This window comes from uncultured Barnesiella sp., from assembly GCF_946496565.1.
In the GTDB taxonomy this organism is placed as follows: Bacteria; Bacteroidota; Bacteroidia; order Bacteroidales; family Barnesiellaceae; genus Barnesiella; species Barnesiella merdigallinarum.
Genome location: NZ_CAMMHD010000010.1, coordinates 63,516 through 79,461, shown reverse-complemented (window position 1 = coordinate 79,461; position 15,946 = coordinate 63,516). Strand labels below are relative to the sequence as shown.

General features: G+C 56.8%; 15 protein-coding genes. 11 read left to right on the top strand and 4 right to left on the bottom strand.

The genetic code is table 11. From position 1 onward, the window contains the following. Positions 1-84 precede the first annotated feature (84 nt). The gene (locus Q1K76_RS06965) at positions 85-1,149 is read left to right on the top strand and encodes an AraC family transcriptional regulator (RefSeq protein WP_087409066.1); all 1,065 of its coding nucleotides are present in this window, start codon (positions 85-87) and stop codon (positions 1,147-1,149) included. Between the two features lie 9 nt (positions 1,150-1,158). Here Q1K76_RS06965 and Q1K76_RS06960 read toward each other — a convergent pair whose 3' ends face one another. Further along, complete coding sequence (locus tag Q1K76_RS06960) at positions 1,159-1,971, bottom strand: DUF3822 family protein (protein ID WP_300132095.1); 813 nt, start codon at positions 1,969-1,971, stop codon at positions 1,159-1,161. A gap of 164 nt (positions 1,972-2,135) precedes the next feature. Here Q1K76_RS06960 and Q1K76_RS06955 point away from each other — a divergent pair, with 164 nt between their 5' ends. Then, positions 2,136-3,560, top strand: a complete 1,425-nt coding sequence (locus Q1K76_RS06955; RefSeq protein ID WP_087409068.1) for an AAA family ATPase — start codon at positions 2,136-2,138, stop codon at positions 3,558-3,560. On the opposite strand, the gene cls is transcribed toward Q1K76_RS06955, so the two are convergent. Beyond that, complete coding sequence (cls, locus tag Q1K76_RS06950) at positions 3,555-4,997, bottom strand: cardiolipin synthase (protein WP_087409069.1); 1,443 nt, start codon at positions 4,995-4,997, stop codon at positions 3,555-3,557. The two genes, Q1K76_RS06955 and cls, sit on opposite strands and share 6 nt — an antisense overlap. 130 nt (positions 4,998-5,127) lie before the next feature. Here cls and Q1K76_RS06945 point away from each other — a divergent pair, with 130 nt between their 5' ends. The 5 genes from Q1K76_RS06945 (at position 5,128) to Q1K76_RS06925 (ending at position 11,700) form a co-directional block, all read left to right on the top strand. Then, positions 5,128-6,615, top strand: a complete 1,488-nt coding sequence (locus tag Q1K76_RS06945; RefSeq protein ID WP_158096868.1) for a hypothetical protein — start codon at positions 5,128-5,130, stop codon at positions 6,613-6,615. After that, the gene (locus Q1K76_RS06940) at positions 6,612-7,877 is read left to right on the top strand and encodes a GDSL-type esterase/lipase family protein (protein WP_158096869.1); all 1,266 of its coding nucleotides are present in this window, start codon (positions 6,612-6,614) and stop codon (positions 7,875-7,877) included. Before Q1K76_RS06945 ends, Q1K76_RS06940 begins: the two co-directional genes overlap by 4 nt. Next, entirely contained in the window at positions 7,852-9,384 is a 1,533-nt protein-coding gene (locus tag Q1K76_RS06935; RefSeq protein WP_300132089.1) for an MBOAT family protein, read from the top strand. The genes Q1K76_RS06940 and Q1K76_RS06935 overlap by 26 nt, the downstream gene beginning before the upstream one ends. Before the next feature lie 212 nt (positions 9,385-9,596). Further along, positions 9,597-10,631 (top strand): UDP-glucose 4-epimerase GalE, encoded by a 1,035-nt coding sequence (gene galE, locus Q1K76_RS06930; RefSeq protein ID WP_087409070.1) that lies wholly within the window; start codon positions 9,597-9,599, stop codon positions 10,629-10,631. A gap of 214 nt (positions 10,632-10,845) precedes the next feature. Beyond that, positions 10,846-11,700: an MBL fold metallo-hydrolase gene (locus tag Q1K76_RS06925; protein WP_300132084.1), complete on the top strand. Its 855-nt coding sequence runs from the start codon at positions 10,846-10,848 to the stop codon at positions 11,698-11,700. Positions 11,701-11,772: 72 nt separating this feature from the next. Here Q1K76_RS06925 and Q1K76_RS06920 read toward each other — a convergent pair whose 3' ends face one another. Together Q1K76_RS06920 and Q1K76_RS06915 are read right to left on the bottom strand one after the other, a co-directional pair. After that, positions 11,773-12,285 (bottom strand): ParB/RepB/Spo0J family partition protein, encoded by a 513-nt coding sequence (locus Q1K76_RS06920; RefSeq protein WP_258326767.1) that lies wholly within the window; start codon positions 12,283-12,285, stop codon positions 11,773-11,775. A 3-nt stretch (positions 12,286-12,288) separates the two neighbouring features. After that, positions 12,289-13,521: a DUF3440 domain-containing protein gene (locus Q1K76_RS06915; RefSeq protein ID WP_300132080.1), complete on the bottom strand. Its 1,233-nt coding sequence runs from the start codon at positions 13,519-13,521 to the stop codon at positions 12,289-12,291. 154 nt (positions 13,522-13,675) lie between these two features. Here Q1K76_RS06915 and rbr point away from each other — a divergent pair, with 154 nt between their 5' ends. The 4 genes from rbr (at position 13,676) to Q1K76_RS06895 (ending at position 15,860) form a co-directional block, all read left to right on the top strand. Continuing rightward, entirely contained in the window at positions 13,676-14,251 is a 576-nt protein-coding gene (rbr, locus tag Q1K76_RS06910; RefSeq protein WP_087409072.1) for a rubrerythrin, read from the top strand. 81 nt (positions 14,252-14,332) lie between these two features. Further along, on the top strand, positions 14,333-14,983 hold the full coding sequence (locus tag Q1K76_RS06905; RefSeq protein ID WP_298662894.1) for a flavin reductase: 651 nt from the start codon (positions 14,333-14,335) through the stop codon (positions 14,981-14,983). A gap of 147 nt (positions 14,984-15,130) precedes the next feature. Then, positions 15,131-15,442 carry a DUF4491 family protein gene (locus Q1K76_RS06900; RefSeq protein WP_087409073.1) on the top strand — a complete coding sequence of 104 codons (312 nt, stop codon included), beginning with the start codon at positions 15,131-15,133 and terminating at the stop codon, positions 15,440-15,442. A gap of 82 nt (positions 15,443-15,524) precedes the next feature. Continuing rightward, on the top strand, positions 15,525-15,860 hold the full coding sequence (locus Q1K76_RS06895) for a T9SS type A sorting domain-containing protein (RefSeq protein ID WP_087409074.1): 336 nt from the start codon (positions 15,525-15,527) through the stop codon (positions 15,858-15,860). Positions 15,861-15,946: the final 86 nt, after the last annotated feature.

Here is a 15,946-nt window from a genome sequence, read left to right as displayed (position 1 = left end):
TTCTCTTGATTTTTATAGCGTGGCACACTATATTTGCAATTCCATTGAGTCTATGAAAATATCATAATCAAACACCACGGGGGAATGGTTCTAAACACGCTGTTTATCGAAAGTCTGTCCAATTTTGCACACGGTTTGTCATCGGCCTTTTTCATCTACTTTGGAATCAATCTGGCCTTCTTTCGGGGCACCAACCGACCATTGCAGGTACTGGGATACCTGTTTTGCCTGTGGGGTGTACAGAATGTAAAAGACCTGTTGCTCTACGTCGACTCGGTGAGCGAGTCGTACTACTACTCTACCCTGTTGCTGTCGTTCGACATGTGGGCAGTACCGTTTTGCGCCCTCTTCCTGCTCGAGATTCTCTACCCCGGCTTCTTCAGCCTCAAGCGGGTGGTGCAGTTCGAATTGCCGTTGGTACTCCTCACCGCCGGATTTGCCACAACGGGTGCATCGGCTTTTTACGTAGGGAGTGTGATCTATATGGCCCTCTTCTGTCTGGTCGTGGTACTCTTCATCGTCTCCAAGGTGAGAAACTACAACCGGTTCATGCGCGAGAACTACTCCTACACCGAGCGGGTGAATGTGCGCTGGCTCATCAACAGCATGATTATTCTGGCCCTCTGTCTGTTGCTTTGGCTCTATACCTGTACCCACATCAGCCATCTGGGCGACCTCGTCTACTATACCACCTCGACCCTGCTGTGGTCGGTAGTGCTCTACTACAGTCTGCGACAAGAGTGGATACCCGATGTGCCGCAAAACGCCCCAGCACCCGAAGCCGAGGCCTTGGAACCGTTGCGTAACGGCTCGTCGCCAATGAGTCAGAAACTCGAGGAGTATATCCGCGAAAAGGAGTTGTTTCTCAACGCCAAGCTGTCGCTCAACGACCTGGCCACCGAGATGGGGACCAACCGCAGCTACCTCTCCAACTGCCTGAACAACGAGTTGGGGGTGACCTTCTACGACTTCATCAACTCGTTCCGGCTCGAACGGGCCAAGTCGCTTCTCGGCGATGCGGCTTTCGGGGGCAGTATCGAAGAGACAGCCCTCTTGAGCGGGTTCAATTCGGTCTCGACCTTCCGCCGCTCTTTCCAGAAAAAATATGGTTGTACCCCTTCGCAATACCGCAGGCAGAGAGGGGATTGAAGCCCCACTCTATCGAGTATAAGCGGTGATGAGCCGCAGCGGCAAGGGTAGACTCTCGTCGCCGGCCGGCAGGTGAGAGGGGAATTTCGTGAGGGTGATAAAAGCCAGATGCTTGCGAATGAGCGGAATGATGTGCTGTCGCAGCTCCTGGTGGTCGCCCGAGAGCGAGAGCTCGTCGTCGGTGGGGCTGAATCCCAATTGTTTCCAGGCATTCAGAATGTAGTAGATGCCGTCGTTCACGTGGTGTATGGCAAAGCTGTTGGCCAGCAGGAATCCCTGTTGGTTGAAGGCAAACAGGTCGATCGAGTCGTTGCCCCAGTGCACGTAGAGTTTGGCGTTGTAGCCCAGCCGGCTCTTGCGGTAGAAGTATTCGCACACGGGAGCCAGCCGGTGCAGCACGACGGGGCGGTCGAAGGTGCGCCGGATGAACGAAAGCCGCTCGGTATCTACCTCAAAGAGCATCTGCGCTCCGGTATGAGGCAGCTCGGCCGCTACGGCGGTGCCGTCGCTGTCGGGGAAACAGAAATTGAAGTAGAGCGGGTTGTCGTCGGCCGAGGCGAAAGCGTTGGGGATGAAGGTATAGCGGGGCGAGTCGACCAGAAAGAAGACCTTCTCGAAGGCCCGGGTGAGGACGGGTTGGGAAAAAACTGCCTCCTCGAGCGACTGTTGAGTGGACCCGATGGGCAGCCGTTCGGTCACAATCGAGTCGCGATTCTCGGTGTGCTGCAACAAGATGTGCAGGTACGAACCGTCGGCATACATCGTGAGGATGTACTTGTGACTCTCTTTCATCAACTGGTTCAATGCCGCTATCGGTTCCATCTTTGCTATTCTGTTTTTTTGAGGTCTGGGCCACGTTCCGGCACGGGGGTATCGCACACTCCCGGCGAAGAGGGGCACAGACATTTTCGCCATTTAAATCGTACAAATGTAAGAAAAGAAAACGGGAAACACTATTTTTGTGATACACTTTATCGCATTCGTCCATGATTACCGACCTGCTTGTTCAACAGATAGAGAGTTATCTGCCCTACGCCCCCAACCGGCAGCAGTGCGAATTGCTGCAGATGCTGGCCACTTTTGTGCTCGACGAGCACAACGACACGCTCTTTTTGCTGCGAGGCTATGCCGGCACGGGCAAGACTTCGCTGGTGGGAGCACTGGTCAAGGCCCTCGCCCAGTTGCAGAGCAAGGTGGTGCTGCTTGCCCCTACGGGACGGGCGGCCAAGGTCTTTGCCCGCTACGCCGGCCATCCCGCCTATACGATACACCGCCGCATCTACCGGCAGAAGAGCTATTCGCCCGACATGGAGGGGTTCCTCGTGGGCGAGAATCTGGCCAAACACACCCTCTTTATCGTCGATGAGGCCTCGATGATTGCCAACTCGTCGGGCGAGGGTGCGGTGTATGGTACCGGCCGGCTGCTCGACGACCTGGTGGAGTATGTCTATTCGGGCGAACATTGCCGCCTGATTCTGCTGGGCGATACGGCCCAGTTGCCGCCGGTAGGTCAGGAGCGCAGCCCGGCCCTCGACGCTGCGGTGCTGAAGGGGTATGGTCTCACCGTGTGGGAATATGAGCTGCGCGAGGTGGCGCGGCAGGCGGCCGAGTCGGGTATCCTCAGCAACGCCACCCGTCTGCGCGAGGAGATGGAGCAGGTACCACTGCCCATGCCCCGCCTCCGGGTCAAGGGATTCCCCGACGTCGAGGCCCTCAGCGGCGAGTATCTGGTGGAGCGCATCTCCGACTCGTACGACCGGGTGGGGCTCGACGAGACCATCGTCATCACCCGCTCCAACAAGCGGGCCAACATCTTCAACCAGGGTATCCGCAACCAGATTCTCTATCGCGAGGAGGAGCTCACCGCCGGCGACCTGCTGCTGGTGGCCAAGAACAACTACTTCTGGGGCAAGGAGTACAAGGAGCTCGATTTCATTGCCAACGGCGACGTGGCCCGGGTGGTGCGGGTGGCCCGACGCACCGAGCTGTACGGATTTCATTTTGCCGATGTACTGCTCTATTTCCCCGATCGCGAGGTCGAGATGGATGCCAGGATTCTGCTCGATACCCTCTCGAGCGACTCCCCCTCGCTCACCCGCGAACAGCAGGAGGCGCTGTTCACGCAGGTCATGGCCGACTACTACGACCTCACCACCCGGCGCGAGAAGTTCAAACGCCTCAAGACCGACCCGTGGTTCAACGCTCTGCAGGTGAAATATGCCTACGGAGTTACCTGCCACAAGGCGCAGGGCGGCCAGTGGAAACACGTCTATATCGACATGGGGTATATTCAGCAGGGGGCGGCTCTCTCGCTCGACTTCTACCGTTGGCTCTATACCGCCTTTACCCGGGCCACCGAGAAGGTGTGGCTCGTCAATGTGAGCGAACAGTTTCTGGAACAACCGCTATAATACCGGGCTCAACAGCCGCATGATCGACTCCAGTCCCTTTTGCCACAACGGGCGGTGACGCCAGTAGTGCAGGATGATGCGCCGGCAGTGCTGCTGGTCGTCGATGAAAATGCGCTTCATCTCGCTGTTGACCTCGCGGTCGTAGATGAAGGCGTTGGCCTCGAAGTTGTGTTCGAAGCTGCGGAAGTCGAAGTTGGTCGACCCCACCGTGCAGAGTTCGTCGTCGATAATGACGGTCTTGGCATGGAGCAGTCCCGGTTGGTAGAAGTAGACCTTCACTCCCGCCTTCAACATCTCGGCGATGTAGGAGAACGAGGCGAAGCGCAGTATCTGCGAGTCGGACCGCTCGGGTATCATCACCCGCACGTCGACCTTGGCCAGCGCTGCCGTCTGCAATGCCTTGGCCAGACTGTCGGTGGGCAGGAAGTAGGGAGTCTGTATGTAGACCGCCTTTTTAGCGTTGGTAATGGCTTTCAGGAAGAGCATGGCAATGTTGGACCACTCGCCTATGGGTCCACCCGGCGCAATCTGGATACCACTCTCTCCCCGATCTTCTATCGGCGGGAAGAAGTGCGGCGCCGACAACACCTCTTTGCACTCGAAACTCCAGTCGACGGCAAAGAGCAGTTGCAGTCCCTGCACGGCCGGCCCCTCGATGCGCAGATGCGTGTCGCGCCAGATGCCCCACTTGAGCCCCTCGATGTAGCGGTCGGCGATGTTCATGCCGCCGATGTAGCCGATGTGGCCGTCGATGATGGTTATCTTGCGATGGTTGCGGTAGTTGATGCGGCTGGCCAGTTGGGGGAAGGTTATCTCGAGGAAGGGACGCACGACGATGCCGGCCTCCTGCATCTCCTTGAAAAAACGCTTCTTGACCGACCAGCACCCCACGTCGTCGTAGAGCACCCGTATCTGTACCCCCCGGCGGGCACATCGCAGCAACACCTCTTTCACGCGGGAACCCAGCTTGTCGTCTTCGAAGATATAGTATTGTATGTGTATGTACTCGCGGGCTGCCTCCAGGTCTTGCAGATACTGGTCGAACTTGCTCTGCCCCGTGGTGAAGATTTTCACCCGGTTGCCCGAGTAGTAGGGCATGCTGCACAGGCTGTGACAGAGCTTGATCTCCTGCTTGCTCTCCTCGTTCAACGGCAGCTCGTCGATATTGACAATCGAGTGGTAGTCGCGCTTGCGCAATTTGCGCTTGATGCGTCGCGACACCATGCGCTTGGCCTTGAAATTCTGTCCGAAAAAGATATAAAAGACCAACCCCACCACGGGAAGGAAAGTGAGCACGATGACCCACGCCAGACTCTTTACCGGGTTACGATTTTCGGTGATGACAATCACAATCGTTCCCAGTATGGTGATGGCATATATCGTATAGACTACGAGATAGACCCAGTCGGTAAAGGGCATCAAGGCGAGTGTAAACATAAGTAAAAGCTAAATTATAAAAATATTCCGAAAAAAACAAATCCGGGACGGTGGCACCGTTATTTTTTCGGCTCGACCGCTCCTATCGTGAGATGCTTTGTTTATCTTTGTGCTCTCATTGAAAGCCAAAGTGAAAAAAAAGAAAGCGGGGAGCAACTCCCCCAAACATACAAGCGGGCATGTGGTGGCCCTGTTGGTGATAGCTGTAGTTTTTCTATTCCTCCTGACAAAACTGCCTGTGATGGAATGGGGCGGTTTCACGACAAAACCTATCGATCTCTTTTCTGATATTCGGGTAGACGAGTCCATGCTCGAGTTGCCGGGCGATGCCGTGTGGCACGATGCCGAGAGCGACTCGCTCTTTGCGGCTCAGGAACAGCCGGCCGACTCGGTGGTGGAGAAATCAGTGACACCGGGCGACAGCCTCACGCCCCCGCGGGCAGCCGTGGCGGCACCGGCCCGGCTCGACACCTCGATGGTCGACGCGCCGCCCCGCAAGGATGGCGAGGTGGTGCTGTTCGAGGACTTCTCGCCCGACGGGAACGGCCTGTCGCATCTGCTCACAGCCATGGAGCAACGCGCTACCTTGGGGCGCCCGGTCCGTATTGCCTTTCTGGGCGACTCGTTTATCGAGGCCGACATCTTCACGCAGGATGTCCGCAGCCAGTTGCAAAAGCAGTATGGCGGATGCGGGGTCGGCTACGTGTCGATGCACTCCGACTTCCCGGGCTTCCGCCGCTCGGTGGTCCAGTCGGGCAACGGCTGGGAGGTGCATAGCGTGCTCAAGCCCCGGGAGGCCGACTGGAGCCTGATGCCGCTGCAACAACAATATTTCGTGCCGCTGGAGGGGGCCCGGGCACAATACCGGGGAACCACACGCATCGAACGGGCCGACAGCTGGACCGTCTCGCGATTCCTCTTCGTGGCGCGCAACGACTGTTCGGTCGACCTTAAGACAGGCGATGGCAGTTGGCAGAGCTATGCCGTAACCGGCTCGCCCGACATCCAGGCGCTCGAGGTGGAGGGCAAGACCAACCGCTTCGACGTGCGCACCGGCGCCATTGCCGGCTTTACAGCCATAGGCGTATGGCTCGACGATACGCAGGGCATTGCCGTCGACAACATTTCGACGCGCGGCTATTCGGGTCTGTCGCTGGTATCTATCCCGGCCGCTCGCTGCACGCAGATGGAGGCTATCGTCCCCTACGATGCCATCGTGCTGCAATATGGCTTGAATGTAATGACCCCCGAGATACTACATTATGAATCGTATGCCCGCAAGATGGTGGCGGTTATCAACCACCTGAAGGCCTGCTACCCGAATACCGACATCATCTTGATGGGTGTGGGCGACCGCAGCCGCAAGCTCAACGGGTCGTTTACCACCATGCCGGCCGTACTGGCTCTCTCGCGGGCGCAACGGCTGGCGGCCAAAAATGCCGGCGTAGTCTTCTGGGATACCTTTGCCGCCATGGGCGGCCTCAACGGCATGGCCGACTATGTAGCCCAGAAACAGGCCAACAAGGATTATACGCACATCAACCACAAAGGGGGCCGACGGTTGGCGGGCGAGTTTGTCAAATCGCTGGAATACAGCTTGAACCGAAACGGGTTATGAAAATACGTCACCTCATAGCATCTCTTCTGCTGCTGATGTGTGCCGCACCGCTGCGCGCGCAATGGGTGGGCGACACCGTATCGGTGCCGGCTTTCCTGAACAAGGAGAAGAACCTCATCGACTTCAACGGGGCCGACTGGTCGCCGCTCTTTGCCGAGATGGATTCGTTGCAAAACGGCTCCGACTCGACGGCCCGCGTGGTCTCTATCGTACACATAGGCGACTCGCACATCCAGGCGGGTTACCTCACCGAGGCGGTGCGGTTGCCGCTGCAACGGCGTTTCGGCGATGCCGGACGCGGGCTGGTGGTGCCACTGAAACTGGCCAAGACCAACGAGCCGCACGACTACTCGGTGGTGGCCGACGGTGCCTGGAATTTCGCCCGCTGTGTGGGTCGCAAATACAGCGCCTATACCCCGGGCATCGGGGGGATAGCCATCGTGCCTCGTACCAACCGCATAGACCTCACGGTCTCGACCCTCAGCAAGACCGACGATTGCGAGGGGTTCCGACGGGTGCGCCTCTTCCACGAGCCTACCGACTCGTTCCCGGCAGTCATCTCCGAACCCTATCGGGTCACGGGCGAGGCTCGCAGCCCCTTCCTCACCTGCTATTCGTGGAACGACCCGGTGTGCAGCATCCACTTCTCGGGACAGATTGCTCCCGGCGAGGAACGGCTGGCCATCTACGGGGCGAGTCTCGAGACGGGCGAGAGCGGTATCCTCTACCATACCATCGGCAACAACGGCGCCTTTTACAGCAGCTACGCCGCCATACCTCACTTTGCCGAGCAGGTGGCCGCCCTGGCACCGCGGCTCATCGTCATTTCGCTCGGCACCAACGAATCGTTTTCGACCTCGCTGACCCGCGACGAACTCTATAAACAGATCGATGCCGTGGTGGCTCCGCTACAAGCGAGTTGCCCGCAGGCCCTGATTCTGCTTACGACCCCGGCCGAGTGTGCCCGCCGGCGTACCCGCTGGGTGAAGAAGCGCCGCCGGGTCTACTATTCGCCCAACTCGCGGGTCACGCTGGTGCGGGAGACCCTGAAGGCTTATGCCGCCGACCACCATCTGGCCTGCTGGGACTGGTACGAGGTATCGGGTGGCAAGGGCTCATCGACGGCGTGGCGCAAGGCGGGGCTCATGGCTTATGACCGCACGCACTGTACCGAGACCGGCTATCGCATACAGGGCGAAATGTTGTATCGCACACTTATGAATGCTTATCAAGATTATGTGGATAATGGAGTGGCTCAATAATCGGGTGGCCGACGTGGCCGCCTTTGCGGAGAGTATCGATTGGTCGAAGGTGGCTTCGCTGTTCGTCTACGACGGGCAGAATCCCCTCATGTTCAATACCGGGCTCTTCCTCTTTCTCTTCATCGGGTTCATGTGGATATACCGTCTGCTGGCCCATCGCGAGGCCCTGCGCATCGGGTTTGTCATCCTCTTCTCGCTCTATTTCTACTACAAGTCGAGCGGACTCTGCTTCCTGTTGCTGGTCGTGGTGGCCCTCTCGGACTACTCGCTGGGGCGGCTGTTGGGGCGGCTCTCGCGAAAGGGGCTGCGGCAGCTCTGCGTGTTGGCGAGCATGGTGGTGAACCTGGGCATGCTCTGCTACTTCAAGTATACCAATCTGCTGCTGGGGACTTTTGCCGACCTGACGCACCAGCCGTTCGAACCGCTCGACATCGTGCTGCCCATCGGCATCTCGTTCTTCACATTCCGTTCGCTGAGCTACATCATCGACCTCTATCGCCGGCAGATGGCCCCGGTCACCAGCTTCCGCGACTACCTCTTCTACCTCTCGTTCTTCCCGCCGTTGGCCGCCGGCCCCGTGGTGCGGGCCAAGGACTTCGTGCCGCAGATACACCGGCCGCTCGACATCACCCCGGCGCTGTTGGGCGAAGGGCTCTTCCTGGTCATGTGCGGATTGATTAAGAAGGTAGTCATCTCCGACTACATCAGCGTCAACTTCGTTGACCGCATCTTCGACAACCCCATGCTCTATACCGGGTTCGAGAACCTGATGGGCGTCTACGGCTACACGCTGCAGATCTATTGCGACTTCTCGGGCTACTCCGATATGGCCATCGGCATCGCCCTGCTCATGGGCTACCGGTTCAAAATCAACTTCGACTCGCCCTACAAGTCGGGCTCCATTACCGAGTTCTGGCGGCGATGGCACATCTCCCTGTCGAGCTGGCTGCGCGACTACCTCTACATCTCGCTGGGCGGCAACCGGCGGGGTACGGTGCGCACCTATCTCAACCTCTTCATCACCATGGTGCTGGGCGGTCTGTGGCACGGTGCCTCGTGGCTCTTTGTCATCTGGGGAGCCTGGCACGGCCTGATGCTCATCATCCACAAACTCTACCGGCGTATCTTCCCCGTGGCCAAGGACTATCGGGCCGGGCACTTCCGCCACTTCCTCAACGTGCTGCTCACCTTCCATGTGGTAGCCGCCGGGTGGATATTCTTCCGCGCCCCTTCGCTCGACATCGCCTGGCAGATACTGACCCAGATATTCACCAACTTCCGCCCCGAAGCCATCCCCGCCTTCGTCTCGGGATATGCCGTTATCTTCGTCGCCCTCGTAGCCGGATACCTGCTGCACTTTGCCCCGCACCGCTGGTCGCAATGGCTGCAACGCGAGCTCTCGTGGTCGCCGCTGGTGGTCAAGGCCGCCATCCTGGCCCTGGTGCTCTTCTTTGTGTTGCAGGTGCGTTCGAGCGAACTGGTGCCCTTCATCTATTCGCAGTTCTAAGGAGATGATACGCGTTCACTGAAAAAGAAGTTTTCTTCTCTCCCCGGGAAAAAATTCAAGCAAACTTGATTTTTTTTGCTCTCGCCTTTCACTTCTTTCCAGAAGAGAGGATGCGGCTTGGCAAAAAAAATTCAAGCAAACTTAATTTTTTTTGCTCTCGCCTTTCACTATCTTTGTAGCTCAGTAAGAAACTTAATAACAGACCAATCGTCATGAAGGGAAAAATTTTGGTTACCGGGGGGACGGGTTATATCGGCTCCCACTCGACCGTAGAGCTGCAGAATGCAGGCTACGAAGTTGTTATCATCGACAATCTGTCTAACTCGAATATCGAGGTTCTCGACGGTATCGAACGCATCACGGGTGTACGCCCCACCTTCGTACAGGCCGACTGTACCGACATCGCGGCGTTGCGTAAACTCTTCGAGGAGAATCCGGGTATCAAGGGTATCATCCACTTTGCCGCCAGCAAGGCCGTGGGCGAATCGGTACAGAAACCGCTGCTCTACTACCGCAACAACCTGTTGTCGCTCATCAACCTGCTCACACTCATGCCCGAGTATGGTGTAGAGGGTATCGTATTCTCGTCGTCGTGCACCGTCTACGGTCAGCCCGACGTGCTGCCGGTCGACGAAACGGCTCCTATCAAACCGGCTCTGTCGCCCTATGGCAATACCAAACAGATAAGCGAAGAGATTATCAAGGATACGATTCATGCCAACGCTCCGTTCAAATCGATTATCCTCCGCTACTTCAACCCCATCGGTGCTCACCCCAGTGCCGAAATCGGCGAACTGCCCAACGGCGTGCCTCAAAACCTCATCCCCTACCTCACCCAGACGGCTATGGGTATCCGCAAGGAGTTGAGTGTATTCGGCGACGACTACAACACGCCCGATGGTTCGTGCATCCGCGACTATATCAACGTAGTCGACCTGGCCAAGGCTCACGTCATCGCCATGAACCGCATGCTCGAAAAGAAATCGCCCGAGGCTATCGAAATCTTCAACCTGGGCACGGGCCGCGGCGTATCGGTGCTCGAACTCATCGCTGCCTTCGAAAAGGCTACGGGTGTGAAAGTTCCCCACAAGATCGTAGGCCGCCGCGAAGGCGACATCGAGCAGGTGTGGGCCAACCCCGAAAAGGCCAACAAGGTGCTGGGCTGGACGGCTCAAGAGAGCATCGAAGATACGCTGGCTTCGGCGTGGAAATGGCAACTGAAACTGCGCGAAAGAGGCATCATGTAATCGGCCTCCTTGCGACAATCCCATACAAAGCGAGACGGGCTCCGGCCGGTCTCGCTTTGCTTTTGTTTCGTAGCGACAGGCACGCCCCCCTGACCAACCGCTCCGTTGTGTCACGGCTCTTGCCCTCGACAAAAAACGAGAGAAATTTCTCTTAACAAACCGCACGGAATGTTTTATTTTTGCCTCATCGACAACCCACAAAACCAATCATACGATGATGAGAAAAAGTATATTCCTGCTTTCGAGCATGCTGGTGGCTTCGCTGTGCGGAGCCGGTTGCAGCTCGTCGCAAAAGCAGGCATCGGCTACCGACGAAACGGAGGCCGTATTTGCCTGTACCGACAGCGTCACCACCGAGTGTGACGGAGTGAAACTAACCCAAATCAGAGACAATGCCCAGGAGCGGCTGATGCAGTTGAGCCTCTTCGGCGAACTGCCGCAAACGCTCATCGACAGCCTGAACATCGGCCAGGGAGTGCCCGCCTCGGTGAGTGCCTTCCTGCTGGAGATCGACGGTAAACGCATCTTGTTCGACACCGGTATGGGAGCACCCGACAGCCGTCTGCTCACCAACCTGTCGGCCGCCGGAGTCACTCCCGCCGACATCGACTACCTCTACCTGACCCACTTCCACGGCGACCACATCGGCGGCATGATGAAGGGCGATACGGTCGTCTTCCCCAAGGCCGAGGTCTATGCCGCCCAACAGGAGTACGACGCCTGGATGCAGATGCCCGACGACAAAAAGACTCAAGTAGCCGCTACGATGGAGGCCTATAAAGACCGGCTTCACCTCGTGGCCTACGGCGACACGCTGCCCTGCGGCGTGGTAGCCCTCGGCTGCGTGGGGCACACCCCGGGACACACCGCCTACCGGGCCGGCAAGTTCCTCATCGTGGGCGACCTTGTGCATGGCGCCGCCCTGCAGTTGGCCCACCCCGAGATTTGCGCCGCCTACGACATGGACCCGCAATCGGCCATCAAGCAACGCCGCTATTACCTCGACTATGCCCGCCAGAACCACCTGCTGTTGGCCGGCATGCACCAGCCGGCAGGTCATGCGAAATGACACCTCAACCGGTTTACATACAACGAAGGGAGCCCCAGACGGAGCTCCCTTTGTTGTATGTTGCGCTCTGCTCTATATCTCTTTCGTAAGGCTGAACTCCTTGTCGGCAAAGAGCTCGGCCAGACCCGAAATCTGTTTATAGCGCAGCAGCTCGTCCTTGTCCATCCCGATATTCTTCATAATCCAGCCATCCGACATGCCCGCCTTGGTCAGTTCGGAGACAATCTTGCACATGAGTTCGACACAATGCGTACCCCGTGCCCGGTTGTGGCGTATGGTCGAGGCCATGCGGTTCGAAATATCCTTGTCGATGACCACCACCGGCAGCATCCCCTTCTCCCGCTCGTAGATGCGCGGCGAGGTGAGCATCACCTTGTAGCGGTGAAACCCGTCCACCAGTTCGTACTGGTCGGTCTCGGGCAAATAGTAGCAGACACAGGGCATCGTATAGCCATCTTCCCAAATCGAGAGCTCGAGCAGTTTCATCTCGGGCGGAGCCACCACATTGGGATTATAGGTATTGGCCACCACCTTTTCTACAGGTACCGCCCGGACCTGATACACCGGACTTTTATACTCTTTCATTTTCTACTTCAACGCTTTATATTTTTCCATCACTTGATCTTTCAGCTTCTTCTCGACCTTGTTGAGCGAGAAACCCATGTACTTGCAGGTATGATCGCTCTTGAGTATGCAGATGCACATGCGCTTGAAGGTAGGCAGCTCTTTGAACTCGGGCAGGTCTATGTCGTCGAGATACTCCATCCGCACCGGCCGCTTGTTGGTCTTGTAGTTGGAGTGGTCGCCCACGACAATAGGGATACCCAGCGCCTCCAACTTCTTGATGGTCTCATCGGAGAGACACCCCCCTTTCTCCCGCCAGAAGTTGACACTCACCGCCAGTTTTCGCTGGTAGTTGCGGCGAGTCGGCTCGGGCAACGTCTTCAGCAGGAAGTCGAGATACCCCTCCCACGTCATGCCGGGCGGCAGCTTGATGGAGTACCAGCCCATCATCGACGACCGGCCGTACAGCCCGGCGAAATTGACCCCGTTGACCCGGCTCACCATCTTGCCCCACATGTCGGGGTCGATAGCCCGGTAGAGATGCAGGCTCGAGAGCGCCTGCGAAATGAAGGGGCTGGCCACCCGCTGCTTCTCGAGAGGTACACCCGCCCGATAGTAGAGATCGTAAAGGCGGTTGTAATCCCACCCGAAACGTCCGTTGGCCACCCAAATATCGGTCGTGAGCCAGTCGTGTATGGGGTAGGCATTGAAAATGCCATGCTTCATCTCGCGAATCCACTGGAGCCCTTTATTCTTTTTGTAGTTGCGGTCGCTGTGCACGGTGCGCCATCGGTTCAGACTCTCCTGGGAACGTATGCCTATCAGGCAACAAGTGCGACCGGCCCGGTTGCGCCTGTGCAGCCACTCGGTAAACCTGATTTGAAACTCATAGTCCCACAGGGTATCGTCGAAGAAATCGAAATCGTCCTGAGTATAAGCCTCCGCGGGTAACGGGCGTACCCACAACTCCCGTTTCGACGGCTCCCAGGGCCGCCAGTAGTTCTGAAACATCGAAGTACAGGTAGAGACCTTGCAAGGCACACACACCCGATAGACATCCAATACATCGGCATTGGAGGCCAATACCCGGTCTACATAGTCGATTGTCTCGCGATACTGCATCTCGTAATCGATATGAAACACTCCCAGTCGACGCCCCGGCTGCCGGCGGCGGATATAGTCGAGGCACAAGTTGAGCAGCACACCGCTATCCTTACCGCCCGAGAACGATAGTAAGAATTTGTTAAATTGCTCCAACTATTTTTTTCTTTCCACAAAGCGACTATCTTTACCCCCGAATCTGAAATTATCTTAAATCTGGCCATTTTTATCTATAATAATTTTAGTTTTAGAATCATTCTAATTATATTTGCACCAGAAATAACAAACACATCAACAAAAACGAAACGTCATGAAAAGTATCAAAGGAACCCAAACCGAGCAGAACCTGCTGAAATCTTTTGCCGGCGAATCTCAAGCCCGCACTCGCTACACCTTCTTTGCCAGCGTGGCCAAGAAAGAGGGTTTTGAACAGATTAGTGCCATCTTCATGGAGACGGCCGAACAGGAGAAGGAGCACGCCAAGAAATTCTTCAAATACCTCGAAGGCGGTATGGTCGAGATTACCGCATCGTTCCCCGCCGGTGTCATCGGCACCACAGCCGAAAACCTGAAGGCTGCCGCCGAGGGTGAGAACGAAGAGTGGGTAGACCTCTATCCCCACTTTGCCGACGTGGCCGAACAGGAAGGCTTCCCCGCCGTTGCCCTCACCTTCCGCAACGTGGCCAAGGTAGAGGCCGAGCACGAGAAGCGTTACCGCAAACTGCTCGAGAATGTCGAGAACGGCACCGTATTCTCCGACAGCGAAGAGATCGAATGGCAATGCCGCAACTGCGGATATGTGTACCGCGGCAAAACGGCTCCCGAAGCCTGCCCCGCCTGTGCACACCCGCGCGCCTATTTCGAACGCAAAAAGAACAACTACTAATTCAGTATCAATCCCCCGTAAACTACCATCGGCCTGCTCTGTCGGGGCAGGCCGATGCTGTTTACCACCACGCTACCTCCTATGAACATAACACCCCTGCAAAAAATAACTTACGGCCTCTACGTAGTGGGGACCAGCGACAAGGGTCGGCCCACCGGCTGCATCATCAACACCTGCTTTCAGGTGACCAGCGAAAATCCCATCGTGGCCATCTCGATGAACAAAAACAACTATACCCACGATGCCATCGTAAGCCACCGCCGGTTCAGCCTGGCCATCCTGGCCGAAGAGAGCGACACGAGCCTCATCACCACCTTCGGGTTCCAGAGCGGACGCGACCGCAACAAATACGACGGACGCGACTACACGTGGCAACACGACGTGCCCATCCTCAAGGGTAAATTCTCGGGCCACATCGTATGCGAGCTGCTGCATGTGGCCGACAACGAGACACACGACGTCTTCTTTGCCCGCGTAATCGACACCCTGCCCGACGACGGCACCCCCATGACCTATACCTACTATCACCAGGTGATTAAAGGTCGGGCTCCCAAAAACGCCCCTACCTATGTCGAGGAGGAGAAAGCCCCCGCTACCGAAGCACCCCAAACCACAACCTCGACCAAACGGTATGTGTGCGAAGTGTGCGGATACATACACGAAGGAGAATTGCCCGACGACTACAAATGCCCGGTATGCCAGGCACCCCGGAGCTGTTTCAAAGAATTATAGATTTTAAGCGAACTAAGTTCCCGTTCGAGAGTTTTACTTTCAACGGGAATTTTTATTTTTGCACACCCCGCAAACAAATACCCCGGCACGACCGGCACAGCTTGCGAGGCTACAAAAACCGTAGACAACCTTTTTTACCGTTTCGTTATGGACTTCATCATCGACAACCACCTGCAAGGACTCGTTATCGGAGTCTGCACCTTTCTCATCATCGGGCTGTTTCACCCGATTGTAGTCAAAGCCGAGTACCACTGGGGCACCCGCTGCTGGTGGATATTCCTGCTGCTGGGACTGGCCGGTATCGCCGCCTCGCTGTACCTCGAAAACGTCATGTTCTCGTCGCTGTCGGGGGTGTTTGCCTTCTCGTCGTTCTGGACCATCAAAGAGCTCTTCGACCAGGAGAAGCGGGTGCAAAAGGGGTGGTTCCCCAAAAATCCCAAGCGTACCTACAAATTTTAGGGACAAAGGGGCCACATTTAACGACTTATCCTGCACCATTCCGCAAAAAAAGGTTATCTTTGCAAAAGATATTGTCGTCGTCATGAAACATCTATACGCTATTCTCATTGCATTGGCACTCGGTTGCTCGGCCGCCCCACAGGCATTCGCTCAAGATTGGACGAGCCAATCGGCATGGGCCCTCAGCGACGACGACCGCACCGACGGCTCCAGCCGAGCCCCCGAAATCGAAGTCTCGAGCAAAGAGGGGAATATCTACATACGCACACCTCGCCGGGTGAAAGTAACGGTATATACCATTCTGGGACAGATTGTTACCGAGCGCACCATCAACCCCGGCATATCGGAGCTGAAAATCGGTACCCGCGGCATCTATCTGGTCAAGATCGAAGGCAAGACCCAGAAAGTGGCCTTGTAATTGTCCCCCCGACTGCGCAGCCCCTGCCCCCCTGTAAACACCAACCAGCTCCACGCCCGGCATGAAGAGTCTGAGTTTCGTTGAAA

What these genes read in the sequence shown, in the direction of transcription:
- Q1K76_RS06965 (WP_087409066.1), top strand. Translation starts at nt 85, where the DNA reads ATGGTTCTAAACACGCTGTTTATCGAAAGTCTGTCCAATTTTGCACAC.
- Q1K76_RS06960 (WP_300132095.1), bottom strand. Translation starts at nt 1,971, where the DNA reads ATGGAACCGATAGCGGCATTGAACCAGTTGATGAAAGAGAGTCACAAG.
- Q1K76_RS06955 (WP_087409068.1), top strand. Translation starts at nt 2,136, where the DNA reads ATGATTACCGACCTGCTTGTTCAACAGATAGAGAGTTATCTGCCCTAC.
- cls (WP_087409069.1), bottom strand. Translation starts at nt 4,997, where the DNA reads ATGTTTACACTCGCCTTGATGCCCTTTACCGACTGGGTCTATCTCGTA.
- Q1K76_RS06940 (WP_158096869.1), top strand. Translation starts at nt 6,612, where the DNA reads ATGAAAATACGTCACCTCATAGCATCTCTTCTGCTGCTGATGTGTGCC.
- Q1K76_RS06935 (WP_300132089.1), top strand. Translation starts at nt 7,852, where the DNA reads ATGTGGATAATGGAGTGGCTCAATAATCGGGTGGCCGACGTGGCCGCC.
- galE (WP_087409070.1), top strand. Translation starts at nt 9,597, where the DNA reads ATGAAGGGAAAAATTTTGGTTACCGGGGGGACGGGTTATATCGGCTCC.
- Q1K76_RS06925 (WP_300132084.1), top strand. Translation starts at nt 10,846, where the DNA reads ATGATGAGAAAAAGTATATTCCTGCTTTCGAGCATGCTGGTGGCTTCG.
- Q1K76_RS06920 (WP_258326767.1), bottom strand. Translation starts at nt 12,285, where the DNA reads ATGAAAGAGTATAAAAGTCCGGTGTATCAGGTCCGGGCGGTACCTGTA.
- rbr (WP_087409072.1), top strand. Translation starts at nt 13,676, where the DNA reads ATGAAAAGTATCAAAGGAACCCAAACCGAGCAGAACCTGCTGAAATCT.
- Q1K76_RS06905 (WP_298662894.1), top strand. Translation starts at nt 14,333, where the DNA reads ATGAACATAACACCCCTGCAAAAAATAACTTACGGCCTCTACGTAGTG.
- Q1K76_RS06900 (WP_087409073.1), top strand. Translation starts at nt 15,131, where the DNA reads ATGGACTTCATCATCGACAACCACCTGCAAGGACTCGTTATCGGAGTC.
- Q1K76_RS06895 (WP_087409074.1), top strand. Translation starts at nt 15,525, where the DNA reads ATGAAACATCTATACGCTATTCTCATTGCATTGGCACTCGGTTGCTCG.